Source organism: Escherichia sp. KTE52, from assembly GCF_000408325.1.
Classification (GTDB): domain Bacteria; phylum Pseudomonadota; class Gammaproteobacteria; order Enterobacterales; family Enterobacteriaceae; genus Escherichia; species Escherichia marmotae.
In genome coordinates, this window is the sequence record NZ_KE138680.1 from 1902107 (window position 1) to 1926787 (window position 24681).

Annotated in this window: 23 protein-coding genes; 22 read left to right on the plus strand and 1 reads right to left on the minus strand. The window is 51.8% G+C overall.

What is annotated here, in order from left to right; all coding sequences use genetic code 11:
* Positions 1-59 precede the first annotated feature (59 nt).
* Positions 60-146 (minus strand): leu operon leader peptide, encoded by an 87-nt coding sequence (gene leuL / locus A1SC_RS0122505; RefSeq protein ID WP_010378126.1) that lies wholly within the window; start codon positions 144-146, stop codon positions 60-62.
* A 657-nt stretch (positions 147-803) separates the two neighbouring features.
* Here leuL and leuO point away from each other — a divergent pair.
* The 22 genes from leuO (at position 804) to secM (ending at position 24661) form a co-directional block, all read left to right on the plus strand.
* On the plus strand, positions 804-1757 hold the full coding sequence (gene leuO / locus A1SC_RS02860) for a transcriptional regulator LeuO (protein ID WP_001517740.1): 954 nt from the start codon (positions 804-806) through the stop codon (positions 1755-1757).
* Between the two features lie 316 nt (positions 1758-2073).
* Positions 2074-3798 (plus strand): acetolactate synthase 3 large subunit, encoded by a 1725-nt coding sequence (gene ilvI / locus A1SC_RS02855; protein WP_000425629.1) that lies wholly within the window; start codon positions 2074-2076, stop codon positions 3796-3798.
* Between the two features lie 2 nt (positions 3799-3800).
* Positions 3801-4292 carry an acetolactate synthase small subunit gene (ilvN, locus tag A1SC_RS02850; protein WP_001252744.1) on the plus strand — a complete coding sequence of 164 codons (492 nt, stop codon included), beginning with the start codon at positions 3801-3803 and terminating at the stop codon, positions 4290-4292.
* An 11-nt stretch (positions 4293-4303) separates the two neighbouring features.
* A complete protein-coding gene (locus tag A1SC_RS25300; protein WP_032141500.1) occupies positions 4304-4390 on the plus strand; it encodes a hypothetical protein in 87 nt (28 codons plus the stop codon).
* Positions 4391-4471: 81 nt separating this feature from the next.
* Positions 4472-5476, plus strand: coding sequence for a catabolite repressor/activator (gene cra / locus A1SC_RS02845; protein ID WP_001517741.1), 1005 nt, complete (start codon positions 4472-4474; stop codon positions 5474-5476).
* A gap of 601 nt (positions 5477-6077) precedes the next feature.
* Positions 6078-6536 (plus strand): division/cell wall cluster transcriptional repressor MraZ, encoded by a 459-nt coding sequence (gene mraZ / locus A1SC_RS02840; protein WP_000488289.1) that lies wholly within the window; start codon positions 6078-6080, stop codon positions 6534-6536.
* Position 6537: 1 nt separating this feature from the next.
* The gene (gene rsmH, locus A1SC_RS02835; protein ID WP_000970467.1) at positions 6538-7479 is read left to right on the plus strand and encodes a 16S rRNA (cytosine(1402)-N(4))-methyltransferase RsmH; all 942 of its coding nucleotides are present in this window, start codon (positions 6538-6540) and stop codon (positions 7477-7479) included.
* On the plus strand, positions 7476-7841 hold the full coding sequence (gene ftsL, locus A1SC_RS02830; RefSeq protein WP_000625658.1) for a cell division protein FtsL: 366 nt from the start codon (positions 7476-7478) through the stop codon (positions 7839-7841). The genes rsmH and ftsL overlap by 4 nt, the downstream gene beginning before the upstream one ends.
* Before the next feature lie 15 nt (positions 7842-7856).
* Positions 7857-9623, plus strand: a complete 1767-nt coding sequence (gene ftsI, locus A1SC_RS02825; protein ID WP_000642204.1) for a peptidoglycan glycosyltransferase FtsI — start codon at positions 7857-7859, stop codon at positions 9621-9623.
* Positions 9610-11097: a UDP-N-acetylmuramoyl-L-alanyl-D-glutamate--2,6-diaminopimelate ligase gene (murE, locus tag A1SC_RS02820; protein ID WP_000785156.1), complete on the plus strand. Its 1488-nt coding sequence runs from the start codon at positions 9610-9612 to the stop codon at positions 11095-11097. Before ftsI ends, murE begins: the two co-directional genes overlap by 14 nt.
* Positions 11094-12452: a UDP-N-acetylmuramoyl-tripeptide--D-alanyl-D-alanine ligase gene (gene murF / locus A1SC_RS02815; RefSeq protein ID WP_001517742.1), complete on the plus strand. Its 1359-nt coding sequence runs from the start codon at positions 11094-11096 to the stop codon at positions 12450-12452. The genes murE and murF overlap by 4 nt, the downstream gene beginning before the upstream one ends.
* Positions 12446-13528: a phospho-N-acetylmuramoyl-pentapeptide-transferase gene (gene mraY / locus A1SC_RS02810; protein WP_000964135.1), complete on the plus strand. Its 1083-nt coding sequence runs from the start codon at positions 12446-12448 to the stop codon at positions 13526-13528. The genes murF and mraY overlap by 7 nt, the downstream gene beginning before the upstream one ends.
* A 2-nt stretch (positions 13529-13530) precedes the next feature.
* Entirely contained in the window at positions 13531-14847 is a 1317-nt protein-coding gene (gene murD, locus A1SC_RS02805; RefSeq protein ID WP_016262865.1) for a UDP-N-acetylmuramoyl-L-alanine--D-glutamate ligase, read from the plus strand.
* Positions 14847-16091 carry a cell division protein FtsW gene (gene ftsW, locus A1SC_RS02800; protein ID WP_001517743.1) on the plus strand — a complete coding sequence of 415 codons (1245 nt, stop codon included), beginning with the start codon at positions 14847-14849 and terminating at the stop codon, positions 16089-16091. Before murD ends, ftsW begins: the two co-directional genes overlap by 1 nt.
* Positions 16088-17155 carry an undecaprenyldiphospho-muramoylpentapeptide beta-N-acetylglucosaminyltransferase gene (gene murG / locus A1SC_RS02795; protein WP_000016580.1) on the plus strand — a complete coding sequence of 356 codons (1068 nt, stop codon included), beginning with the start codon at positions 16088-16090 and terminating at the stop codon, positions 17153-17155. Before ftsW ends, murG begins: the two co-directional genes overlap by 4 nt.
* 53 nt (positions 17156-17208) lie before the next feature.
* The gene (murC, locus tag A1SC_RS02790) at positions 17209-18684 is read left to right on the plus strand and encodes a UDP-N-acetylmuramate--L-alanine ligase (RefSeq protein WP_001096039.1); all 1476 of its coding nucleotides are present in this window, start codon (positions 17209-17211) and stop codon (positions 18682-18684) included.
* Entirely contained in the window at positions 18677-19597 is a 921-nt protein-coding gene (ddlB, locus tag A1SC_RS02785) for a D-alanine--D-alanine ligase (RefSeq protein WP_016262866.1), read from the plus strand. The genes murC and ddlB overlap by 8 nt, the downstream gene beginning before the upstream one ends.
* A gap of 1 nt (position 19598) precedes the next feature.
* A complete protein-coding gene (ftsQ, locus tag A1SC_RS02780; protein ID WP_000075732.1) occupies positions 19599-20429 on the plus strand; it encodes a cell division protein FtsQ in 831 nt (276 codons plus the stop codon).
* Positions 20426-21688, plus strand: a complete 1263-nt coding sequence (ftsA, locus tag A1SC_RS02775) for a cell division protein FtsA (RefSeq protein WP_000588474.1) — start codon at positions 20426-20428, stop codon at positions 21686-21688. The genes ftsQ and ftsA overlap by 4 nt, the downstream gene beginning before the upstream one ends.
* A gap of 60 nt (positions 21689-21748) precedes the next feature.
* Positions 21749-22900, plus strand: a complete 1152-nt coding sequence (gene ftsZ, locus A1SC_RS02770) for a cell division protein FtsZ (RefSeq protein WP_000462777.1) — start codon at positions 21749-21751, stop codon at positions 22898-22900.
* A gap of 100 nt (positions 22901-23000) precedes the next feature.
* Positions 23001-23918 carry a UDP-3-O-acyl-N-acetylglucosamine deacetylase gene (gene lpxC / locus A1SC_RS02765; RefSeq protein ID WP_000595484.1) on the plus strand — a complete coding sequence of 306 codons (918 nt, stop codon included), beginning with the start codon at positions 23001-23003 and terminating at the stop codon, positions 23916-23918.
* A 230-nt stretch (positions 23919-24148) separates the two neighbouring features.
* Positions 24149-24661, plus strand: coding sequence for a secA translation cis-regulator SecM (gene secM, locus A1SC_RS02760; RefSeq protein WP_000014327.1), 513 nt, complete (start codon positions 24149-24151; stop codon positions 24659-24661).
* Positions 24662-24681 lie beyond the last annotated feature (20 nt).

The following is a 24681-nucleotide window of genomic DNA, read 5'->3' on the forward strand; positions in this document are numbered from 1 at the left end:
GCTTCGGGCATAAAAAAACCCGCGCAATGCGCGGGTTTTTTGTCTGACTGCGTGCTGGCTTAATGCTGGATGCCGCTCACTCGTCTACCGCGCAAAGAAGATGCGTTTAGTAGTAGTAGACCGTTAAAGCGAACGATGTGAGTCATTAAATCAGCTCCGGATGAATGCGATATGCTTTTAGAGTTACTGGATACAAAAACGGATGTCAACCCTGATGCAACAAAAACGGTTCACCAGCGAGAGTTCTGTATGCGTCAAATTAGCTAATTGTGCTGCAAGAGTAAAAACAGTCGATATTAATTTCTGTTTAACCGCTCATACTTTTCATTGGTAGACATACTTCAGAATAATTTATTGCATTTAATCAACGAGGTAAGAAAGAGTAAAACTTGCTCGCTACCGCAACTATCCTGATGATTTGTATTGAATTATATGCTGTACGAATGTTTTATATTGATTTAGTGAATATTATTGATCGATTAATGTTAAGGATTAATATATTAAACGCATAAAATAAGCATTAAATTAGCACAATTAATCCATTTTTTAGATGATTGAGTATTCGCGGTGGTTATGATTAGAATGTTTTCGCAACAAAAACATTATGGATTATTAAGCTGTGATGAATGACTCTTCGCACGGCAATGGATTCTGTTTTTATCAGAACCCTTATCTTTATGTTTTCCTAATTTTACTCATTTTCCTTCTTCTTATTTTATATGCATGGTAAATCATATTTTTCAGGATTATTTCTCTGCATTCCAATAAGGGAAAGGGAGTTAAGTGTGACAGTGGAGTTAAGTATGTCAGAGGTAAAAACAGATCATCCAGAGATTGCGGAGATTGTGGAGTTAAGCAAGCCACAGTTGCGTATGGTCGATTTAAACTTATTAACCGTTTTCGATGCTGTGATGCAGGAGCAGAATATTACTCGTGCCGCGCATGTTCTGGGAATGTCGCAACCTGCGGTCAGTAATGCTGTTGCACGCCTGAAGGTGATGTTTAATGACGAGTTGTTTGTTCGTTATGGTCGTGGCATCCAACCGACTGCCCGCGCATTTCAGCTTTTTGGCTCTGTGCGTCAGGCGCTGCAATTAGTACAAAACGAGTTACCGGGTTCAGGGTTTGAGCCTTCCAGCAGCGAGCGCGTATTCCATCTCTGCGTTTGCAGCCCGTTAGATAGCATTCTGACCTCGCAGATTTATAATCACATTGAGCAAATTGCGCCAAATATTCATGTGATATTCAAGTCTTCATTAAATCAGAACACCGAACATCAACTCCGTTATCAGGAAACAGAGTTCGTTATTAGTTATGAAGACTTCCATCGTCCTGAATTTACCAGCGTTCCATTATTTAAAGATGAAATGGTACTGGTAGCCAGTAAGAAGCATCCGACGATTAACGGCCCATTACTGAAACATGATGTTTATAACGAACAACATGCGGCAGTTTCGCTCGACCGTTTCGCGTCGTTTAGTCAACCGTGGTACGACACAGTAGATAAACAAGCCAGTATCGCTTATCAGGGAATGGCAATGATGAGCGTCCTTAGCGTGGTGTCACAAACACATCTTGTCGCTATTGCGCCTCGTTGGCTGGCTGAGGAGTTTGCTGAATCCTTAGAATTGCAGATATTACCGCTGCCATTAAAACAAAATAGCAGAACCTGTTACCTCTCCTGGCATGAGGCAGCCGGGCGTGATAAAGGTCATCAATGGATGGAAGAGCAATTAGTCTCTATTTGTAAACGTTAAGCAGAGGCAGAGTAAATCAGGTGTGCATCTCTGGTTTATTCTGCATTTTTTATTCAATGTAGAATTTTATTCTGAATGCATGTTCACCCTGATATTAGAAATAATAAAAAATAGAGAAATTGCTGTAACGAGGCAGATTTAGCCGATTTATTATCAATTCTGTCCGCCATTCTGGAGTATTTTATCGTTTATTTTCTCCTTTCCTCCTGTTTATTCTTATTTATTCACGCTTGTGACTCTGCCTGTCAATTGCTTAAGCCAGATCGGACGGTTAATGTGTTTTACACATTTTTTCCGCCAAACAGTGAGGCAAGCCATGGAGATGTTGTCTGGAGCCGAGATGGTCGTCCGATCGCTTATCGATCAGGGCGTTAAACAAGTATTCGGTTACCCCGGAGGCGCAGTCCTTGATATTTACGATGCATTGCATACCGTGGGCGGTATTGATCACGTATTAGTTCGTCATGAACAGGCGGCAGTGCATATGGCCGATGGTCTGGCGCGCGCGACCGGAGAAGTGGGCGTTGTGCTGGTGACATCGGGCCCTGGGGCCACCAACGCAATTACTGGTATCGCCACTGCCTATATGGACTCCATTCCGCTGGTTATCCTTTCCGGGCAGGTAGCAACCTCGCTGATAGGTTACGATGCCTTTCAGGAGTGTGACATGGTGGGAATTTCCCGGCCGGTGGTTAAACACAGTTTTCTGGTTAAGCAAACGGAAGATATACCGCAGGTGCTGAAAAAGGCATTCTGGCTGGCGGCAAGCGGTCGTCCTGGGCCTGTGGTGGTTGATTTACCGAAAGACATTCTTAATCCGGCGAACAAATTACCGTACGTCTGGCCGGAGTCGGTCAGTATGCGCTCTTATAACCCAACAACGCTGGGCCATAAGGGGCAGATTAAACGCGCGCTGCAAACGCTGGTGGCGGCGAAAAAACCGGTAATTTACGTTGGCGGTGGCGCAGTGACTGCGGGTTGCCATCAACAACTCAAACAGATTATTGAGCAACTTAATCTTCCTGTCGTCTCGTCATTAATGGGATTAGGTGTGTTTCCGGCAACGCATCGTCAGGCCTTGGGAATGCTGGGAATGCACGGCACTTACGAAGCTAATATGACGATGCATAATGCTGATGTCATTTTTGCGGTTGGTGTACGCTTTGATGATCGCACCACTAACAATCTGGCAAAGTACTGCCCAAATGCGACAGTGTTACATATTGATATCGATCCTACCTCGATCTCAAAAACCGTGACCGCCGACATCCCGATCGTTGGCGATGCGCGTCTGGTGTTGGAGCAAATGCTGGAATTGTTACCGCAAGAAACCTCTTCGCAACCTCTGGATGAGATCCGCGACTGGTGGCAGCAAATTGAACAGTGGCGCGCTCGCCAGTGCCTGAAATATGATACCCACAGTGAAAGCATTAAACCGCAGGCGGTGATCGAGACGCTCTGGCGACTGACGAAGGGGGACGCTTATGTGACGTCCGATGTCGGGCAACACCAGATGTTCGCCGCGCTTTATTATCCTTTCGATAAACCGCGTCGCTGGATCAACTCCGGCGGCCTCGGCACTATGGGCTTTGGTTTACCTGCGGCGCTGGGCGTCAAAATGGCACTGCCGGGAGAAACCGTGGTCTGCGTCACTGGCGATGGCAGTATTCAGATGAACATTCAGGAACTGTCTACAGCCTTGCAATATGAACTGCCGGTGCTGGTGGTGAATCTCAATAACCGCTACCTGGGGATGGTGAAGCAATGGCAGGACATGATCTATTCCGGCCGTCATTCACAATCTTATATGCAGTCGCTACCAGATTTCGTCCGTCTGGCAGAAGCCTATGGCCATGTGGGTATCCAAATTTCACGTCCGGATGAGCTGGAAAGCAAACTGAGCGAGGCACTTGAGCAGGTCGGTAATAACCGTCTGGTGTTTGTTGATGTCACCGTTGATGGCAGTGAGCATGTCTACCCGATGCATATTCGCGGGGGTGGAATGGATGAAATGTGGTTAAGCAAAACGGAGAGAACCTGATTATGCGCCGGATATTATCAGTATTACTCGAAAATGAATCAGGCGCGTTATCCCGTGTGATCGGCCTTTTTTCCCAGCGTGGCTATAACATTGAAAGTCTGACCGTTGCGCCAACCGACGATCCGACATTATCGCGCATGACTATCCAGACCGTGGGCGATGAAAAAGTGCTTGAGCAGATCGAAAAGCAATTACACAAGCTGGTCGATGTCTTGCGCGTGAGCGAACTGGGGCAGGGCGCGCACGTTGAGCGGGAAATTATGCTGGTGAAAATTCAGGCCAGCGGCTACGGACGTGACGAAGTGAAACGCAATACGGAAATATTCCGTGGGCAAATTATCGATGTCACACCGTCGCTTTATACCGTTCAACTGGCGGGAACCAGCGATAAACTCGATGCATTTTTAGCATCGATTCGCGATGTGGCGAAAATTGTTGAAGTTGCCCGCTCCGGCGTTGTCGGACTTTCACGCGGCGATAAAATAATGCGTTAAGAATGATCTCAATGCGCAATTTACAGCCCAGCATGTCACGTTGGGCTTTTTTTGCGAATTCAGTAGGAACCTGGAATAAAAGCAGTTGCCGCAGTTAATTTTCTGCGCTTAGATGTTAATGAATTTAATCCATACCAGTACAATGGTTATGGTTTTTACATTTTACGCAAGGGGCAATTGTGAAACTGGATGAAATCGCTCGGCTGGCGGGAGTATCGCGGACCACTGCAAGCTATGTTATTAACGGCAAAGCGAAGCAATACCGTGTGAGCGACAAAACCGTTGAAAAAGTCATGGCTGTGGTGCGTGAGCACAATTACCACCCGAATGCCGTGGCGGCTGGGCTTCGTGCTGGACGCACACGTTCTATTGGTCTTGTGATCCCCGATCTGGAGAACACAAGTTACACCCGTATTGCTAACTATCTTGAACGCCAGGCGCGGCAACGTGGTTATCAGCTATTAATTGCCTGTTCCGAAGATCAGCCAGACAACGAAATGCGTTGTATTGAGCATCTTTTACAGCGTCAGGTCGATGCCATCATTGTTTCGACGTCGCTGCCGCCAGAGCATCCTTTCTATCAACGCTGGGCTAACGACCCGTTCCCGATTGTCGCGCTGGATCGTGCGCTTGATCGTGAACACTTTACCAGCGTCGTTGGCGCTGACCAGGATGATGCTGAAATGTTGGCGGAAGAGTTACGTAAGTTTCCGGCCGAGACAGTGCTTTATCTTGGTGCATTGCCGGAGCTTTCTGTCAGCTTCCTGCGTGAACAGGGTTTCCGCACGGCCTGGAAAGATGATCCGCGCGAAGTGCATTTTCTTTATGCCAACAGCTATGAGCGGGAAGCCGCTGCCCAGCTATTCGAAAAATGGCTGGAAACGCATCCGATGCCGCAGGCGCTGTTTACTACCTCTTTTGCATTGTTGCAGGGGGTTATGGATGTTACGTTGCGCCGCGATGGCAAACTTCCTTCCGATCTGGCGATTGCGACCTTTGGCGATAACGAATTGCTCGACTTCTTACAATGCCCAGTGCTGGCGGTGGCTCAGCGTCATCGTGATGTCGCAGAACGCGTGCTGGAGATTGTCCTGGCGAGCCTGGATGAGCCGCGTAAGCCAAAACCGGGCTTAACGCGCATCAAACGAAATCTCTATCGCCGTGGCATCCTCAGCCGTAGCTAAGCGTTAAACAGAAAATGATGCGTCAGCGGATTGTCGCTGGCGCATTGAGTACGTAATTGGACATCAATATCCTTTATGTAAATAAGACTATTCCTGACAATTATCCATAAGACCTTCGAAATATCTCCCCAATTAACTTCATTCTTTGTGCCTAATGATAATTAAGGCGTAACGCCAGGTTGCGATTGCATTATTTTGTTACATGCAAATCGTCAATTGCCGATTAAACAAACACTTTTCTAAACTTTTACACAAAGCCACTGGCGTCAGGCGCGGTGCACGCGCAACAGGGACTGTTATCCGGGGGCGATATGTCCTAAAATGCCGCTCGCGTCGCAAACTGACACTTTATATTTTCATTAAGGAAAATGGAGTCGTTTTTAAAACGGTAATGATGAGTGGGAATTTTTCTTACAACTATTCATGACGTTAATTTGCTTCGTTCGTTGGGCGATTTTTAAACAATGCAGATATTAGTCGTAAACATTGGGTTTTTTGCTTCGGTAAAGAATGTTCCTGGCTTGACAAGCTTTTCCTCCGCTCCGTAAACTCCTTTTAGTGGGAATTTGTGGGATAAAGTGGTAATTGGGGGAAGACTGGCATGTTCCGGGGAGCAACGTTAGTCAATCTCGACAGTAAAGGGCGCTTATCGGTGCCCACCCGTTATCGGGAAGAGCTGCTCGGGAACGCTGCCGGTCAAATGGTATGTACCATTGACATTCATCACCCATGCCTGCTGCTTTACCCCCTTCCTGAATGGGAAATTATCGAGCAAAAATTATCGCGTCTGTCGAGCATGAACCCGGTTGAGCGCCGTGTGCAGCGCCTTCTGTTAGGCCATGCCAGTGAATGTCAGATGGATGGCGCAGGTCGATTATTAATCGCGCCAGTACTGCGGCAACATGCCGGGCTGACAAAAGAAGTGATGTTGGTTGGACAGTTCAACAAGTTTGAACTGTGGGATGAAACAACCTGGCATCAACAGGTCAGGGAAGATATCGACGCTGAACAGTCTGTTACCGAAAGCTTGTCGGAACGACTGCAGGACTTGTCTCTATAAAATGATGGAAAACTATAAACACACCACGGTGCTGCTGGACGAAGCCGTAAACGGCCTCAATATCCGTCCTGATGGCATTTACATTGATGGGACTTTCGGTCGCGGTGGTCACTCACGTCTGATCCTTTCGCAACTTGGCGAAGAGGGGCGTTTGTTGGCAATCGATCGCGATCCGCAGGCTATCGCCGTCGCAAAGACTATTGATGATCCGCGCTTCTCCATCATACATGGACCTTTCTCCGCGCTGGGCGAATACGTCGCTGAGCGTGATCTTATCGGCAAGATTGACGGAATTCTTCTCGATCTTGGTGTCTCTTCACCGCAACTCGATGATGCAGAACGCGGTTTTTCCTTTATGCGCGACGGTCCGCTGGACATGCGTATGGATCCGACACGCGGCCAGTCTGCCGCCGAGTGGCTACAAAGCGCAGAAGAAGCTGATATTGCCTGGGTATTAAAAACTTATGGCGAAGAGCGTTTTGCCAAACGCATTGCGCGCGCCATTGTTGAGCGTAACCGCGAACAGCCGATGACCCGTACCAAAGAACTGGCGGAAGTCGTTGCTGCGGCAACCCCGGTGAAGGACAAATTCAAACATCCCGCGACCCGTACCTTCCAGGCGGTGCGCATTTGGGTGAACAGTGAACTGGAGGAGATAGAGCAGGCGCTAAAAAGCTCGCTCAGCGTGCTGGCTCCGGGTGGGCGGCTTTCGATCATCAGTTTTCATTCGCTGGAAGATCGTATAGTGAAACGCTTTATGCGTGAAAACAGTCGCGGTCCGCAGGTTCCGGCAGGGTTACCGATGACCGAAGAGCAGCTCAAAAAATTGGGTGGCCGTCAGTTGCGAGCACTAGGCAAGTTGATGCCGGGCGAAGAAGAGGTGGCTGAGAACCCTCGTGCCCGAAGTTCAGTTCTGCGTATTGCAGAGAGGACGAACGCATGATCAGCAGAGTGACAGAAGCTCTAAGCAAAGTTAAAGGATCGATGGGAAGCCACGAGCGCCATGCCTTGCCTGGCGTTATCGGTGACGATCTTTTGCGGTTCGGGAAGCTGCCACTCTGTCTGTTCATTTGCATTATCTTGACGGCGGTGACCGTGGTGACCACGGCGCACCATACCCGTTTGCTGACCGCTCAGCGCGAACAACTGGTGCTGGAGCGAGACGCTTTAGACATTGAATGGCGCAACCTGATTCTTGAAGAGAATGCGCTCGGTGACCATAGCCGGGTGGAAAGGATCGCCACAGAGAAGCTGCAGATGCAGCATGTTGATCCATCACAAGAAAATATTGTAGTGCAAAAATAAGGATAAACGCGACGCATGAAAGCAGCGGCGAAAACGCAGAAACCAAAACGTCAGGAAGAACATGCCAACTTTATCAGTTGGCGTTTTGCGTTGTTATGCGGCTGTATTTTGCTGGCACTGGCTTTTCTGTTGGGACGCGTAGCGTGGTTACAGGTTATCTCCCCGGACATGTTGGTGAAAGAGGGCGATATGCGCTCTCTTCGCGTTCAGCAAGTCTCCACCTCCCGCGGCATGATTACCGACCGCTCTGGTCGTCCGTTAGCGGTGAGCGTACCGGTAAAAGCGATTTGGGCTGACCCGAAAGAAGTGCATGACGCTGGCGGCATCAGCGTCGGTGACCGCTGGAAGGCGCTCGCTAACGCACTTAACATTCCGCTGGATCAGCTCTCAGCCCGCATTAACGCCAACCCGAAAGGACGTTTTATCTATCTGGCGCGTCAGGTTAACCCTGACATGGCTGACTACATCAAAAAACTAAAACTACCGGGGATTCATCTGCGTGAGGAATCCCGCCGTTACTATCCGTCCGGCGAAGTGACCGCTCACCTCATTGGCTTTACCAACGTCGATAGCCAGGGGATTGAAGGTGTTGAGAAGAGTTTTGATAAATGGCTCACAGGGCAACCGGGCGAGCGTATTGTGCGTAAAGACCGCTACGGCCGCGTAATTGAAGATATTTCTTCTACCGACAGCCAGGCGGCGCACAACCTTGCGTTGAGTATTGATGAACGCCTGCAGGCGCTGGTTTATCGCGAACTGAACAACGCGGTGGCCTTTAACAAGGCAGAATCCGGTAGTGCCGTGCTGGTGGATGTCAATACCGGCGAAGTGCTGGCGATGGCTAACAGCCCGTCTTACAACCCAAACAATCTGAGTGGCACGCCGAAAGAGGCGATGCGTAACCGTACCATCACCGACGTGTTTGAACCTGGCTCAACGGTTAAACCGATGGTGGTGATGACCGCGTTGCAACGTGGTGTGGTGCGGGAAAACTCAGTATTGAATACCGTTCCTTATCGAATTAACGGCCACGAAATCAAAGACGTGGCGCGCTACAGCGAATTGACCCTGACCGGGGTTTTACAGAAGTCGAGTAACGTCGGTGTTTCCAAGCTGGCGTTAGCGATGCCGTCCTCAGCGTTAGTAGATACTTACTCACGTTTTGGACTGGGAAAAGCGACCAATTTGGGGTTGGTCGGAGAACGCAGTGGCTTATATCCTCAAAAACAACGGTGGTCTGACATAGAGAGGGCCACCTTCTCTTTCGGCTACGGGCTAATGGTAACACCGTTACAGTTAGCGCGAGTCTACGCAACCATCGGCAGCTACGGCATTTATCGCCCGCTGTCGATTACCAAGGTTGACCCCCCGGTTCCCGGTGAGCGCGTCTTCCCGGAATCCATTGTCCGCACCGTGGTACATATGATGGAAAGCGTGGCGCTACCAGGCGGTGGCGGTGTGAAGGCGGCGATTAAAGGCTATCGCATTGCTATTAAAACCGGTACTGCGAAAAAGGTCGGGCCGGATGGTCGCTACATCAATAAATATATTGCTTATACCGCAGGCGTTGCGCCTGCGAGTCAGCCGCGCTTCGCGCTGGTTGTTGTTATCAACGATCCGCAGGCGGGTAAATACTACGGCGGTGCCGTTTCCGCGCCGGTCTTTGGTGCCATCATGGGCGGCGTATTGCGCACCATGAACATCGAGCCGGATGCGCTGACAACGGGTGATAAAAATGAATTTGTGATTAATCAAGGCGAGGGGACAGGTGGCAGATCGTAATTTGCGCGACCTTCTTGCTCCGTGGGTGCCAGACGCACCTTCGCGAGCACTGCGAGAGATGACACTTGACAGCCGTGTGGCTGCGTCGGGCGATCTCTTTGTAGCTGTAGTAGGTCATCAGGCGGACGGGCGTCGATATATCCCGCAGGCGATAGCGCAAGGTGTGGCTGCCATTATTGCAGAGGCGAAAGATGAGGCGACCGACGGTGAAATCCGTGAAATGCACGGTGTACCAGTCATCTATCTCAGTCAGCTCAACGAGCGTTTATCAGCACTGGCGGGTCGCTTTTACCATGAACCCTCTGACAATCTACGTCTCGTGGGCGTAACGGGCACCAACGGTAAAACCACAACGACTCAGCTTCTGGCGCAATGGAGCCAACTGCTTGGTGAAACCAGCGCGGTAATGGGCACTGTTGGTAATGGCCTGCTGGGTAAAGTGATCCCGACGGAAAATACCACCGGTTCGGCAGTCGACGTTCAGCATGAGCTGGCGGGGCTGGTGGATCAGGGCGCGACTTTTTGCGCAATGGAAGTTTCCTCACACGGGCTGGTACAGCACCGTGTGGCGGCATTGAAATTTGCGGCGTCGGTCTTTACTAACTTAAGTCGCGATCACCTTGATTATCATGGTGATATGGAACACTACGAAGCGGCGAAATGGTTGCTTTACTCCGAACATCATTGCGGTCAGGCGATTGTCAACGCTGATGACGAAGTAGGCCGCCGCTGGCTGGCAAAATTGCCGGACGCGGTTGCCGTGTCGATGGAAGAAAATATCAATCCGAACTGTCATGGCCGCTGGTTGAAAGCGACTGGCGTGAACTATCACGACAGCGGTGCGACCATTCGCTTCACCTCAAGCTGGGGCGATGGGGAAATAGAAAGCCGCCTGATGGGCGCATTCAACGTTAGTAACCTGCTGCTGGCGCTGGCGACGCTGCTGGCGCTCGGTTACCCATTAGCTGACCTGCTGAAAACCGCCGCGCGTCTGCAACCGGTTTGCGGACGTATGGAAGTGTTCACTGCGCCAGGCAAACCGACGGTTGTTGTGGATTATGCTCACACTCCGGATGCGCTGGAAAAAGCCTTGCAGGCTGCGCGCCTGCACTGTGCGGGTAAGCTGTGGTGCGTCTTCGGCTGTGGCGGCGATCGCGATAAAGGCAAGCGCCCACTGATGGGGGCGATTGCTGAAGAGTTTGCCGACGTGGCGGTGGTAACGGATGACAACCCGCGTACTGAAGAGCCGCGTGCCATCATCAACGATATTCTGGCGGGGATGTTAGACGCCGGACATGCCAAAGTGATGGAAGGGCGCGCCGAAGCGGTAACGTGCGCCGTTATGCAGGCGAAAGAAAATGATGTCGTGTTGGTCGCGGGTAAAGGCCATGAAGATTACCAGATTGTCGGTAATCAGCGTCTGGACTACTCCGATCGCGTCACGGTGGCGCGTTTGCTGGGGGTAATCGCATGATTAGTGTAACCCTTAGCCAACTGGCGAATATTCTCAACGGCGAACTGAAAGGGGCTGATATCACCCTTGACGCCGTAACCACCGATACCCGTAAATTGACGCCTGGCTGTCTGTTCGTCGCCCTGAAAGGCGAACGTTTCGATGCCCATGATTTTGCCGACCAGGCGAAAGCTGGAGGGGCGGGCGCGCTGCTGGTTAGCCGTCCGCTGGATATCGACCTGCCACAGTTAATCGTTAACGATACGCGTCTGGCATTTGGTGAACTGGCAGCATGGGTTCGTCAGCAAGTTCCTGCTCGTGTGGTTGCCCTGACCGGTTCCTCCGGTAAAACCTCTGTGAAAGAGATGACCGCGGCGATTTTAAGTCAGTGTGGCAACACGCTTTATACGGCTGGCAATCTCAACAACGACATCGGCGTGCCAATGACGCTGCTGCGTTTAACGCCGGAATACGATTACGCGGTCATTGAGCTTGGCGCTAACCATCAGGGCGAAATTGCCTGGACTGTTAGCCTGACCCGTCCGGAAGCCGCACTGGTCAACAATCTGGCGGCTGCGCATCTGGAAGGTTTCGGCTCGCTTGCGGGTGTCGCGAAAGCGAAAGGCGAAATCTTTACCGGCCTGCCAGAAAACGGTATCGCTATCATGAATGCCGATAACAACGACTGGCTGAACTGGCAGAGTGTGATTGGCTCACGCAAAGTGTGGCGTTTTTCGCCAAATGCCGCCAACAGCGATTTTACCGCTACCAATATCCATGTGACTTCACATGGTACTGAATTTACGCTGCAAACCCCAACAGGTAGCGTCGATGTTCTGCTGCCGCTGCCGGGGCGTCACAATATCGCAAATGCGTTGGCTGCCGCGGCGCTCTCCATGTCCGTGGGTGCAACGCTTGATGCCATCAAAACGGGACTGGCAAATCTGCAAGCTGTTCCTGGTCGTCTGTTCCCCATTCAACTGGCGGAAAACCAGTTGCTGCTCGACGACTCCTACAACGCCAATGTTGGCTCAATGACCGCCGCAGTTCAGGTACTGGCTGAAATGCCGGGTTATCGCGTGCTGGTGGTTGGTGATATGGCCGAGCTGGGTGCTGAAAGTGATGCCTGTCATGTCCAGGTGGGGGAAGCGGCGAAGGCGGCTGGTATTGACCGCGTGTTAAGCGTGGGCAAGCAAAGCCATGCTATCAGCACCGCCAGCGGTGCTGGCGAACATTTTGCTGATAAATCCGCGTTGATTACGCGTCTTAAATCACTGATTGCAGAGCAACAGGTGATTACGATTTTAGTTAAGGGTTCACGTAGTGCTGCCATGGAAGAGGTAGTACGCGCTTTACAGGAGAATGGGACATGTTAGTTTGGCTGGCCGAACATTTGGTCAAATATTATTCCGGCTTTAACGTCTTTTCCTATCTGACGTTTCGCGCCATCGTCAGCCTGCTGACTGCGCTGTTCATCTCATTGTGGATGGGCCCGCGCATGATTGCTCATTTGCAAAAACTCTCCTTCGGGCAGGTTGTTCGTAACGATGGCCCTGAATCACACTTCAGTAAGCGCGGCACGCCGACCATGGGTGGGATCATGATCCTGACTGCGATTGTCGTCTCCGTGATCTTGTGGGCTTATCCCTCCAACCCGTATGTCTGGTGCGTACTGGTGGTGCTGGTCGGTTACGGCATTATTGGTTTTGTTGATGACTATCGCAAAGTCGTGCGCAAAGACACCAAAGGTTTGATCGCGCGCTGGAAGTATTTCTGGATGTCGGTGATTGCGTTGGGCGTTGCTTTCGCACTTTATCTTGCAGGAAAAGACACGCCAGCAACGCAACTGGTGGTGCCGTTCTTTAAAGATGTGATGCCGCAGTTAGGCTTGTTTTATATCCTGCTGGCGTATTTTGTGATTGTCGGTACGGGTAACGCGGTAAACCTGACCGATGGCCTCGACGGTCTGGCCATTATGCCGACCGTCTTTGTCGCAGGTGGTTTTGCACTGGTGGCCTGGGCTACCGGCAACATGAACTTTGCCAGCTACTTACATATACCGTATCTGCGACACGCCGGGGAGCTGGTTATCGTCTGCACCGCGATAGTCGGGGCAGGGCTGGGCTTCCTGTGGTTTAACACCTATCCCGCGCAGGTCTTTATGGGCGACGTTGGTTCGCTGGCGTTAGGTGGCGCGTTGGGCATTATCGCTGTGCTGCTGCGTCAGGAATTCCTGCTGGTGATTATGGGGGGCGTGTTTGTTGTCGAAACCCTGTCGGTTATTTTGCAGGTCGGCTCCTTTAAACTGCGCGGGCAACGTATTTTCCGCATGGCGCCGATCCATCACCACTATGAACTTAAAGGCTGGCCGGAACCGCGTGTCATCGTGCGTTTCTGGATTATTTCGCTGATGCTGGTCCTGATTGGTCTGGCAACGCTGAAGGTGCGTTAATCATGGCTGATTACCTGGGTAAAAATGTCGTCATTATCGGCCTGGGCCTCACCGGGCTTTCCTGCGTAGACTTTTTCCTTGCTCGCGGCGTGACGCCGCGCGTTATGGATACGCGTATGACACCGCCTGGCCTGGATAAATTACCCGAAACGGTAGAACGTCATACTGGCGGTCTTAATGATGAATGGCTGATGGCGGCAGATCTTATTGTCGCCAGCCCCGGCATTGCGCTGGCGCATCCATCCTTAAGCGCCGCTGCCGATGCCGGAATCGAAATCGTTGGTGATATCGAACTGTTCTGCCGCGAAGCGCAAGCGCCGATTGTGGCGATCACGGGTTCTAACGGCAAAAGTACGGTCACCACCTTAGTGGGCGAAATGGCGAAAGCAGCAGGTGTTAACGTTGGCGTCGGTGGCAACATTGGTCTGCCAGCGTTGATGTTACTCGATGATGAGTGCGAACTGTACGTGTTGGAACTGTCGAGCTTCCAACTGGAAACAACCTCCAGTTTACAGGCGGTGGCAGCGACCATTCTGAACGTAACTGAAGATCATATGGATCGTTATCCGTTTGGTTTGCAACAGTATCGTGCGGCAAAACTGCGCATTTACGAAAATGCGAAAGTTTGCGTGGTTAATGCCGATGATGCCTTAACGATGCCGATCCGCGGTGCAGATGAACGTTGCGTCAGCTTTGGCGTCAACATGGGTGACTATCACCTGAATCATCAGCAGGGCGAAACCTGGCTGCGGGTGAAAGGTGAGAAAGTGTTGAACGTGAAAGAGATGAAGCTTTCAGGGCAACATAACTACACCAATGCGCTGGCGGCACTGGCGCTGGCGGATGCCGCAGGGTTACCGCGAGCCAGCAGCCTGACAGCGCTAACGACTTTTACCGGTCTGCCGCATCGCTTTGAAGTGGTGCTTGAGCACAATGGCGTACGCTGGATTAACGACTCGAAAGCTACCAACGTCGGCAGTACGGAAGCCGCGCTAAACGGCTTGCATGTTGACGGTACGCTGCACTTGTTGTTAGGCGGCGATGGCAAATCGGCGGATTTTAGTCCGCTGGCGCGCTATCTGAATGGCGATAACGTTCGTCTGTATTGCTTCGGTCGCGACGGTGCGCAGTTAGCGGCTTTACGCCCAGAAGTGACTGAACAAACCGAAACCATGGAGCAGGCGATGCGTCTATTGGCTCCGCGCGTGCGACCGGGAGATATGGTTCTGCTCTCTCCGGCCTGTGCCAGCCTCGATCAGTTCAAGAACTTTGAACAACGGGGCAATGAATTTGCTCGTCTGGCGAAGGAGTTTGGTTGATGCGTTTATCTTTCCCTCGCCTGAAAATGCCGCGTCTGCCGGGATTCAGTATCCTGGTCTGGATCTCCACGGCGCTGAAGGGCTGGGTGATGGGCTCGCGGGAAAAAGATACCGACAGCCTGATCATGTACGATCGTACCTTGCTGTGGCTGACCTTCGGCCTCGCGGCGATTGGCTTTATCATGGTGACCTCGGCGTCAATGCCCATCGGGCAACGCTTAACCAACGATCCGTTCTTCTTCGCGAAGCGTGATGGTGTTTACCTGATCCTGGCGTTCATTCTGGCGATCATTACGCTGCGCCTGCCGATGGAGTTCTGGCAGCGCTACAGCGCCACAATGCTGCTCGGGTCAATCATCTTGCTGATGATCGTGCTGGTGGTGGGTAGCTCAGTTAAAGGGGCATCGCGTTGGATCGATCTCGGCCTGCTGCGTATTCAGCCTGCGGAACTGACTAAGCTGTCGCTGTTTTGCTATATCGCCAACTATCTGGTGCGCAAAGGTGACGAAGTGCGTAATAACTTGCGCGGCTTCCTGAAACCGATGGGGGTGATTCTGGTACTGGCAGTGTTGCTGCTGGCGCAGCCTGACCTCGGTACGGTGGTGGTGTTGTTTGTGACCACGCTGGCGATGCTGTTCCTGGCGGGGGCGAAATTATGGCAATTCATTGCCATTATCGGCATGGGGATTTCAGCGGTTGTGTTGCTGATCCTCGCTGAACCATACCGTATTCGCCGCGTTACCGCGTTCTGGAACCCGTGGGAAGACCCGTTCGGCAGCGGCTATCAGTTGACGCAATCATTGATGGCGTTTGGTCGTGGCGAATTGTGGGGGCAAGGTTTAGGTAACTCGGTACAAAAACTGGAGTATCTGCCGGAAGCGCATACTGACTTTATTTTCGCCATTATCGGAGAAGAACTGGGGTATATCGGTGTGGTGCTGGCGCTTTTAATGGTATTCTTCGTCGCTTTTCGTGCGATGTCGATTGGCCGTAAAGCGTTAGAAATTGACCACCGCTTTTCTGGTTTTCTCGCCTGTTCAATTGGCATCTGGTTTAGTTTCCAGGCGCTGGTTAACGTAGGCGCGGCGGCGGGGATGCTACCGACCAAAGGTTTGACATTGCCGCTGATCAGTTACGGTGGTTCGAGTTTACTGATTATGTCGACAGCCATCATGATGCTGTTGCGTATTGATTATGAAACGCGTCTGGAGAAAGCGCAGGCGTTTGCACGAGGTTCACGATGAGTGGTCAAGGGAAGCGATTAATGGTGATGGCTGGCGGTACTGGCGGACATGTGTTCCCCGGGCTGGCGGTTGCGCACCATTTAATGACCCAGGGGTGGCAAGTTCGCTGGCTGGGTACTGCCGATCGTATGGAAGCGGACTTAGTGCCGAAGCACGGTATTGAGATCGACTTTATTCGTATCTCCGGCCTGCGTGGTAAGGGGATCAAAGCATTACTCGTGGCTCCGCTGCGTATCTTTAACGCCTGGCGGCAGGCGCGGGCAATTATGAAAGCTTACAAGCCTGATGTGGTGCTCGGGATGGGCGGCTACGTTTCCGGGCCTGGTGGTCTGGCAGCATGGTCGTTAGGCATTCCGGTTGTACTTCACGAACAAAACGGCATTGCAGGCTTGACCAATAAATGGCTGGCGAAAATTGCCACCAAAGTGATGCAGGCGTTTCCAGGCGCTTTCCCCAATGCGGAAGTGGTTGGTAACCCGGTGCGTACCGATGTGCTGGCGCTGCCGTTACCGCAGCAACGTTTGGCCGGGCGTGAAGGCCCGATTCGTGTGTTGGTGGTGGGCGGTTCGCAGGGCGCGCGTATTCTTAACCAGACAATGCCTCAGGTCGCAGCAAAGCTGGGCGATACGGTAACTATCTGGCATCAGAGTGGCAAAGGTTCGCAACAATCTGTTGAACAGGCTTATGCCGAAGCGGGGCAACCGCAGCATAAAGTGACAGAATTTATTGATGATATGGCGGCGGCCTATGCATGGGCGGATGTCGTTGTTTGCCGCTCCGGCGCGTTGACGGTGAGTGAAATCGCCGCGGCGGGGCTACCGGCATTGTTTGTGCCGTTTCAGCATAAAGACCGTCAGCAATACTGGAATGCGCTGCCGCTGGAAAAAGCGGGCGCAGCCAAAATTATCGAGCAACCGCAACTTACTGTGGACGCTGTCGCCAACACCCTGGCCGGGTGGTCGCGAGAAACCTTATTAACCATGGCAGAACGCGCCCGTGCTGCATCCATTCCGGATGCCACCGAGCGAGTGGCAAATGAAGTGAGCCGGGCTGCCCGGGCGTAATTGTGGCGATGCCTTTTGCATCGCATGAATTTGAGAAGTTAATGGCGTAAAGAATGAATACACAACAATTGGCAAAACTGCGTTCCATCGTGCCCGAAATGCGTCGCGTTCGGCACATACACTTTGTCGGCATCGGTGGTGCCGGTATGGGCGGTATTGCCGAAGTTCTGGCCAATGAAGGGTATCAGATCAGTGGTTCCGATTTAGCGCCAAATCCGGTCACGCAGCAGTTAATGAATCTGGGGGCGACGATTTACTTCAACCATCGCCCGGAAAACGTGCGTGACGCCAGCGTGGTCGTTGTTTCCAGCGCGATTTCTGCTGACAACCCAGAGATTGTTGCTGCCCATGAAGCGCGTATTCCGGTTATTCGTCGTGCGGAAATGCTGGCTGAGTTAATGCGTTTTCGTCATGGCATCGCCATTGCCGGGACACACGGTAAAACCACCACCACCGCGATGGTTTCCAGCATCTACGCAGAAGCGGGCCTCGACCCGACCTTCGTTAACGGTGGGCTGGTAAAAGCGGCGGGTGTTCATGCACGTTTAGGTCACGGGCGTTACCTGATTGCCGAAGCGGATGAGAGCGACGCATCGTTCCTGCATCTGCAACCGATGGTGGCGATTGTCACCAATATCGAAGCCGATCACATGGATACCTACCAGGGTGACTTCGAGAATTTAAAACAGACTTTTATTAATTTTCTGCACAACCTGCCGTTTTACGGACGTGCGGTGATGTGTGTTGACGACCCGGTGATCCGTGAGTTGTTACCGCGCGTTGGCCGTCAGATTACCACTTATGGTTTCAGTGAAGATGCTGATGTTCGTGTGGAAGATTATCAGCAGATTGGCCCGCAGGGGCACTTTACGTTGCTGCGCCAGGACAAAGAGCCGATGCGCGTTACTCTGAATGCGCCAGGCCGTCATAATGCGCTGAACGCTGCCGCTGCGGTTGCGGTCGCCACGGAAGAGGGGATTGACGACGACGCTATTCTGCGTGCGCTGGAGAGCTTCCAGGGAACCGGTCGTCGCTTTGATTTCCTCGGTGAGTTTCCGCTGGAGCCGGTCAACGGTAAAAGCGGTACAGCAATGCTGGTCGATGACTACGGCCACCATCCGACAGAAGTGGATGCCACGATTAAAGCGGCGCGTGCTGGCTGGCCGGATAAAAACCTGGTGATGCTGTTTCAGCCGCACCGTTTCACCCGCACTCGTGATCTGTATGACGATTTTGCCAATGTCCTGACCCAGGTCGATACCTTATTGATGCTGGACGTTTATCCGGCTGGCGAAGCACCGATTCCGGGAGCGGACAGCCGTTCGTTGTGTCGTACAATTCGTGGACGTGGGAAAATTGATCCCATTCTGGTGCCTGATCCGGCGCAGGTAGCCGAGATGTTAGCACCGGTATTAACTGGTAACGACCTGATTCTTGTGCAGGGGGCGGGTAATATCGGAAAAATTGCTCGTTCTTTAGCTGAAATCAAACTGAAGCCGCAAACTCCGGAGGAAGAGCAACATGACTGATAAAATCGCGGTCCTGTTGGGCGGGAACTCCGCAGAGAGAGAAGTTTCTTTGAATTCTGGTGCTGCAGTGTTAGCCGGGCTGCGTGAAGGCAGTATCAACGCGCATCCTGTCGATCCGAAAGAAGTCGACGTGACGCAACTGAAGGCGATGGGCTTTCAGAAAGTATTTATCGCTCTGCACGGGCGCGGCGGTGAAGACGGCACATTGCAGGGCATGCTCGAGCTGATGGGGCTACCTTATACCGGCAGCGGGGTGATGGCATCTGCGCTTTCAATGGATAAACTACGCAGCAAATTGCTGTGGCAGGGAGCAGGTTTACCGGTAGCGCCGTGGGTGGCATTAACCCGCGCAGAATTTGAAAAAGGCCTTAGTGATAAGCAGTTAGCAGAAATTTCTGCCTTAGGTTTGCCGCTTATTGTCAAGCCGAGTCGCGAAGGTTCCAGCGTTGGAATGTCAAAAGTAGTAGCAGAAAATGCTCTACAAGATGCATTAAGATTGGCATTTCAGCACGATGAAGAAGTATTGATTGAAAAATGGCTAAGTGGGCCGGAGTTCACGGTTGCGATACTCGGTGAAGAAATTTTACCGTCAATACGTATTCAACCCGCCGGAACCTTCTATGATTATGAGGCAAAGTATCTCTCTGATGAGACACAGTATTTCTGCCCCGCAGGTCTGGAAGTGTCACAAGAGGCCAATTTGCAGGCATTAGTGCTGAAAGCATGGACGACTTTAGGCTGCAAAGGATGGGGGCGTATTGACGTCATGCTGGACAGTGATGGACAGTTTTATCTGCTGGAAGCCAATACCTCACCGGGTATGACCAGCCATAGTCTGGTGCCGATGGCGGCGCGTCAGGCGGGGTTAAGCTTCTCGCAGTTGGTAGTACGAATTCTGGAACTGGCGGACTAATATGTCGCAGGCTGCTCTGAACACGCGAAACAGCGAGGAAGAGATTTCTTCTCGCCGCAATAATGGAACACGTCTGGCGGGGATCCTTTTCCTGCTGACGGTTTTAACGACAGTGTTGGTGAGCGGCTGGGTCGTGTTGGGCTGGATGGAAGATGCGCAACGCCTGCCGCTCTCAAAGCTGGTGTTGACCGGTGAACGGCATTACACGCGTAATGACGATATCCGGCAGTCGATCCTGGCGTTGGGTGAGCCGGGTACTTTTATGACCCAGGATGTCAACATCATCCAGACGCAAATAGAACAACGCCTGCCGTGGATTAAGCAGGTGAGCGTCAGAAAGCAGTGGCCTGATGAATTGAAGATTCATCTGGTTGAATATGTGCCGATTGCGCGGTGGAATGATCAACATATGGTAGACGCCGAAGGAAATACCTTCAGCGTGCCACCAGATCGCACCAGCAAGCAGGTGCTCCCGATGTTGTATGGCCCGGAAGGCAGCGCAAATGAAGTGTTGCAGGGCTATCGCGAAATGGGGCAGATGCTGGCAAAGGACAGATTTACTCTGAAGGAAGCGGCGATGACCGCGCGGCGTTCCTGGCAGTTGACGCTGAATAACGATATTAAGCTCAACCTTGGCCGGGGCGATACGATGAAACGTTTGGCTCGCTTTGTAGAACTTTATCCGGTTTTACAGCAGCAGGCGCAAACCGATGGCAAACGGATTAGCTACGTTGATTTGCGTTATGACTCTGGTGCGGCAGTAGGCTGGGCGCCCTTGCCGCCAGAGGAATCTACTCAGCAACAAAATCAGGCACAGGCAGAACAACAATGATCAAGGCGACGGACAGAAAACTGGTAGTAGGACTGGAGATTGGTACCGCGAAGGTTGCCGCTTTAGTAGGGGAAGTTCTGCCCGACGGTATGGTCAATATCATTGGTGTGGGCAGTTGCCCGTCACGTGGTATGGATAAAGGCGGGGTTAACGACCTCGAATCCGTGGTCAAATGCGTACAACGCGCTATTGACCAGGCAGAATTGATGGCAGATTGTCAGATCTCTTCAGTATATCTGGCGCTTTCTGGTAAGCACATCAGTTGTCAGAATGAAATAGGTATGGTGCCCATTTCTGAAGAAGAAGTGACGCAAGAAGATGTGGAAAACGTCGTCCATACCGCGAAATCGGTGCGCGTGCGTGATGAACATCGTGTGTTGCACGTGATCCCGCAAGAGTACGCGATTGACTATCAGGAAGGGATCAAGAACCCGGTGGGGCTTTCCGGCGTGCGAATGCAGGCAAAAGTGCACCTGATCACATGTCACAATGATATGGCGAAAAACATTGTTAAAGCGGTTGAACGTTGTGGCCTGAAAGTTGACCAACTGATATTTGCCGGACTGGCATCAAGTTATTCGGTATTGACGGAAGACGAACGTGAATTGGGAGTCTGCGTCGTCGATATCGGTGGTGGTACAATGGATATCGCCGTTTATACCGGTGGGGCATTGCGCCACACCAAGGTAATTCCTTATGCTGGCAATGTGGTGACCAGTGATATCGCCTATGCCTTTGGCACGCCGCCAAGCGACGCCGAAGCGATTAAAGTTCGCCATGGCTGCGCGTTAGGCTCCATCGTTGGTAAAGATGAGAGTGTGGAAGTGCCGAGCGTAGGTGGGCGACCACCGCGTAGTCTGCAACGTCAGACGCTGGCGGAGGTGATTGAGCCACGGTATACCGAGCTGCTCAATCTGGTCAACGAAGAGATATTGCAGTTGCAGGAAAAGCTTCGCCAACAAGGTGTGAAACATCACCTGGCGGCGGGCATTGTATTAACCGGTGGCGCGGCGCAGATCGAAGGTCTTGCCGCCTGCGCTCAGCGAGTGTTTCATACGCAGGTGCGTATTGGCGCGCCGCTGAATATCACTGGTTTAACTGATTATGCTCAGGAGCCGTATTACTCGACGGCTGTGGGATTGCTTCACTACGGGAAAGAGTCACATCTTAACGGTGAAGCGGAAGTAGAAAAACGTGTTACAGCATCAGTTGGCTCGTGGATCAAGCGACTCAATAGTTGGCTGCGAAAAGAGTTTTAATTTTTATGAGGTCGACGGTGATTACGGCCTCAGGCGACAGGCACATATCGGAGAGAAACTATGTTTGAACCAATGGAACTTACCAACGACGCGGTGATTAAAGTCATCGGCGTCGGCGGCGGCGGCGGTAATGCTGTTGAGCACATGGTGCGTGAGCGCATTGAAGGTGTTGAATTCTTCGCGGTAAATACCGATGCACAGGCGCTGCGTAAAACAGCGGTTGGGCAGACGATTCAGATCGGTAGTGGTATAACCAAAGGACTGGGAGCTGGCGCTAATCCAGAAGTTGGCCGTAATGCGGCTGATGAGGATCGCGATGCACTGCGTGCGGCGCTGGAAGGTGCAGACATGGTATTTATTGCAGCAGGTATGGGGGGCGGTACTGGTACAGGTGCTGCGCCGGTCGTTGCTGAAGTTGCAAAAGATTTGGGGATCCTGACCGTTGCTGTCGTGACTAAGCCTTTCAACTTTGAAGGCAAGAAGCGTATGGCCTTCGCGGAGCAGGGGATCACTGAATTGTCCAAGCATGTGGACTCACTGATTACCATCCCGAACGATAAACTGCTGAAGGTGCTCGGTCGCGGTATTTCCCTGCTTGATGCGTTTGGCGCAGCGAATGATGTGCTGAAAGGTGCTGTTCAGGGTATCGCTGAACTGATTACTCGTCCGGGTCTGATGAACGTCGACTTTGCAGACGTTCGTACCGTGATGTCTGAAATGGGCTACGCGATGATGGGTTCTGGTGTGGCAAGCGGCGAAGACCGTGCGGAAGAAGCGGCTGAAATGGCTATCTCTTCTCCGCTGCTGGAAGACATCGACCTGTCTGGCGCGCGCGGCGTGCTGGTTAACATCACGGCGGGCTTCGACCTGCGTCTGGATGAATTCGAAACCGTAGGTAACACCATCCGTGCATTTGCTTCGGATAACGCGACTGTGGTTATCGGTACATCTCTTGACCCGGATATGAACGATGAACTGCGTGTAACCGTGGTTGCAACAGGCATCGGCATGGACAAACGTCCTGAAATCACTCTCGTGACCAATAAACAAGTTCAGCAGCCGGTGATGGATCGTTACCAACAGCACGGTATGGCACCGCTGACTCAGGAACAGAAACCGGTCGCTAAAGTGGTGAACGACAATACGCCGCAAACCGCGAAAGAACCTGATTATCTGGATATCCCTGCATTCTTGCGTAAGCAAGCTGACTAAGAATAAGCTGGAATTTGGGTTACGAGGCTCTTTGTGCTAAACTGGCCTGCCGAATGTATAGTACACTTCGGTTGGATAGATAATTTGGCGAGATAATACGATGATCAAACAAAGGACACTTAAACGTATCGTTCAGGCGACGGGTGTCGGTTTACATACCGGCAAGAAAGTCACCCTGACGTTACGCCCTGCGCCGGCCAACACCGGGGTCATCTATCGTCGCACCGACTTGAATCCACCGGTAGATTTCCCGGCCGATGCCAAATCTGTGCGTGATACCATGCTCTGTACGTGTCTGGTCAACGAGCATGATGTACGGATTTCAACCGTTGAGCACTTGAACGCTGCGCTCGCGGGCTTAGGCATCGATAACATCGTTATCGAAGTTAACGCACCGGAAATCCCGATTATGGACGGCAGCGCTGCTCCGTTTGTTTACCTGCTGCTTGATGCTGGTATCGACGAACTCAACTGCGCCAAGAAATTTGTTCGCATCAAAGAGACTGTTCGTGTCGAAGATGGCGATAAGTGGGCTGAATTTAAGCCATATAATGGTTTTTCGCTGGATTTCACCATCGATTTCAACCATCCGGCTATCGATTCCAGCAATCAACGCTATGCGATGAACTTCTCTGCTGATGCATTTATGCGTCAGATCAGCCGTGCGCGTACATTCGGTTTCATGCGCGATATTGAATATCTGCAGTCTCGTGGTTTGTGCCTGGGCGGCAGCTTCGATTGTGCCATCGTTGTTGACGATTATCGCGTACTGAACGAAGACGGTTTGCGTTTTGAAGACGAATTTGTGCGTCACAAAATGCTTGACGCGATCGGTGACTTGTTCATGTGTGGTCACAATATTATTGGTGCATTTACCGCCTATAAATCCGGTCATGCACTGAATAACAAACTGTTGCAGGCTGTCCTGGCAAAACAGGAAGCCTGGGAATATGTGACCTTCCAGGACGACGCAGAACTGCCGTTGGCCTTCAAAGCGCCTTCGACGGTACTGGCATAACGACATTTATACTGTCGTATAAAATTCGACTGGCAAATCTGGCACTCTCTCCGGCCAGGTGAACCAGTCGTTTTTTTTGAGTTGTTATCAGGGCCGTAAGAAACGGTGCGAACGCTGTTTTCTTAAGCACTTTTACGCACAACTTATCTTCATTCCTGCTGTGGACTTCGGCCTTTAATGATAAGATTTGTGCGCTAAAAACGTTTGAATACGATTGGGATGGCAATAACGTGAGTGGAATACTGACGCGCTGGCGACAGTTTGGTAAACGCTACTTCTGGCCGCATCTCTTATTAGGGATGGTCGCGGCGAGTTTAGGTTTGCCTGCGCTCAGCAACGCCGCCGAACCAAATGCGCCCGCAAAAGCGACAACCCGCAACCACGAGCCTTCCGCCAAAGTTAACTTTAGTCAGTTGGCCTTGTTGGAAGCGAATACGCGCCGCCCAAACTCGAACTATTCCGTTGATTACTGGCATCAACACGCAATTCGCACGGTAATCCGTCATCTTTCCTTCGCAATGGCACCGCAAACGCTGCCCGTTGCTGAAGAGTCTTTACCGTTTCAGGCGCAACATCTTGCTTTACTGGATACGCTCAGCGCGCTGCTGACCCAGGAAGGCACGCCGCCTGAAAATGGTTATCGCATTGATTATGCGCATTTTACTCCGCAAGCAGCATTCAGCACGCCCGTCTGGATCAGCCAGGCGCAAGGTATCCGTGCTGGCCCTCAACGCCTTAGCTAATAACGACAAAACCTTTATTT

What these genes read in the sequence shown, in the direction of transcription:
- leuL (WP_010378126.1), bottom strand. Translation starts at nt 146, where the DNA reads ATGACTCACATCGTTCGCTTTAACGGTCTACTACTACTAAACGCATCT.
- leuO (WP_001517740.1), top strand. Translation starts at nt 804, where the DNA reads ATGTCAGAGGTAAAAACAGATCATCCAGAGATTGCGGAGATTGTGGAG.
- ilvI (WP_000425629.1), top strand. Translation starts at nt 2,074, where the DNA reads ATGGAGATGTTGTCTGGAGCCGAGATGGTCGTCCGATCGCTTATCGAT.
- ilvN (WP_001252744.1), top strand. Translation starts at nt 3,801, where the DNA reads ATGCGCCGGATATTATCAGTATTACTCGAAAATGAATCAGGCGCGTTA.
- A1SC_RS25300 (WP_032141500.1), top strand. Translation starts at nt 4,304, where the DNA reads ATGCGCAATTTACAGCCCAGCATGTCACGTTGGGCTTTTTTTGCGAAT.
- mraZ (WP_000488289.1), top strand. Translation starts at nt 6,078, where the DNA reads ATGTTCCGGGGAGCAACGTTAGTCAATCTCGACAGTAAAGGGCGCTTA.
- rsmH (WP_000970467.1), top strand. Translation starts at nt 6,538, where the DNA reads ATGATGGAAAACTATAAACACACCACGGTGCTGCTGGACGAAGCCGTA.
- ftsL (WP_000625658.1), top strand. Translation starts at nt 7,476, where the DNA reads ATGATCAGCAGAGTGACAGAAGCTCTAAGCAAAGTTAAAGGATCGATG.
- ftsI (WP_000642204.1), top strand. Translation starts at nt 7,857, where the DNA reads ATGAAAGCAGCGGCGAAAACGCAGAAACCAAAACGTCAGGAAGAACAT.
- murF (WP_001517742.1), top strand. Translation starts at nt 11,094, where the DNA reads ATGATTAGTGTAACCCTTAGCCAACTGGCGAATATTCTCAACGGCGAA.
- mraY (WP_000964135.1), top strand. Translation starts at nt 12,446, where the DNA reads ATGTTAGTTTGGCTGGCCGAACATTTGGTCAAATATTATTCCGGCTTT.
- murD (WP_016262865.1), top strand. Translation starts at nt 13,531, where the DNA reads ATGGCTGATTACCTGGGTAAAAATGTCGTCATTATCGGCCTGGGCCTC.
- ftsW (WP_001517743.1), top strand. Translation starts at nt 14,847, where the DNA reads ATGCGTTTATCTTTCCCTCGCCTGAAAATGCCGCGTCTGCCGGGATTC.
- murG (WP_000016580.1), top strand. Translation starts at nt 16,088, where the DNA reads ATGAGTGGTCAAGGGAAGCGATTAATGGTGATGGCTGGCGGTACTGGC.
- murC (WP_001096039.1), top strand. Translation starts at nt 17,209, where the DNA reads ATGAATACACAACAATTGGCAAAACTGCGTTCCATCGTGCCCGAAATG.
- ddlB (WP_016262866.1), top strand. Translation starts at nt 18,677, where the DNA reads ATGACTGATAAAATCGCGGTCCTGTTGGGCGGGAACTCCGCAGAGAGA.
- ftsQ (WP_000075732.1), top strand. Translation starts at nt 19,599, where the DNA reads ATGTCGCAGGCTGCTCTGAACACGCGAAACAGCGAGGAAGAGATTTCT.
- ftsA (WP_000588474.1), top strand. Translation starts at nt 20,426, where the DNA reads ATGATCAAGGCGACGGACAGAAAACTGGTAGTAGGACTGGAGATTGGT.
- ftsZ (WP_000462777.1), top strand. Translation starts at nt 21,749, where the DNA reads ATGTTTGAACCAATGGAACTTACCAACGACGCGGTGATTAAAGTCATC.
- lpxC (WP_000595484.1), top strand. Translation starts at nt 23,001, where the DNA reads ATGATCAAACAAAGGACACTTAAACGTATCGTTCAGGCGACGGGTGTC.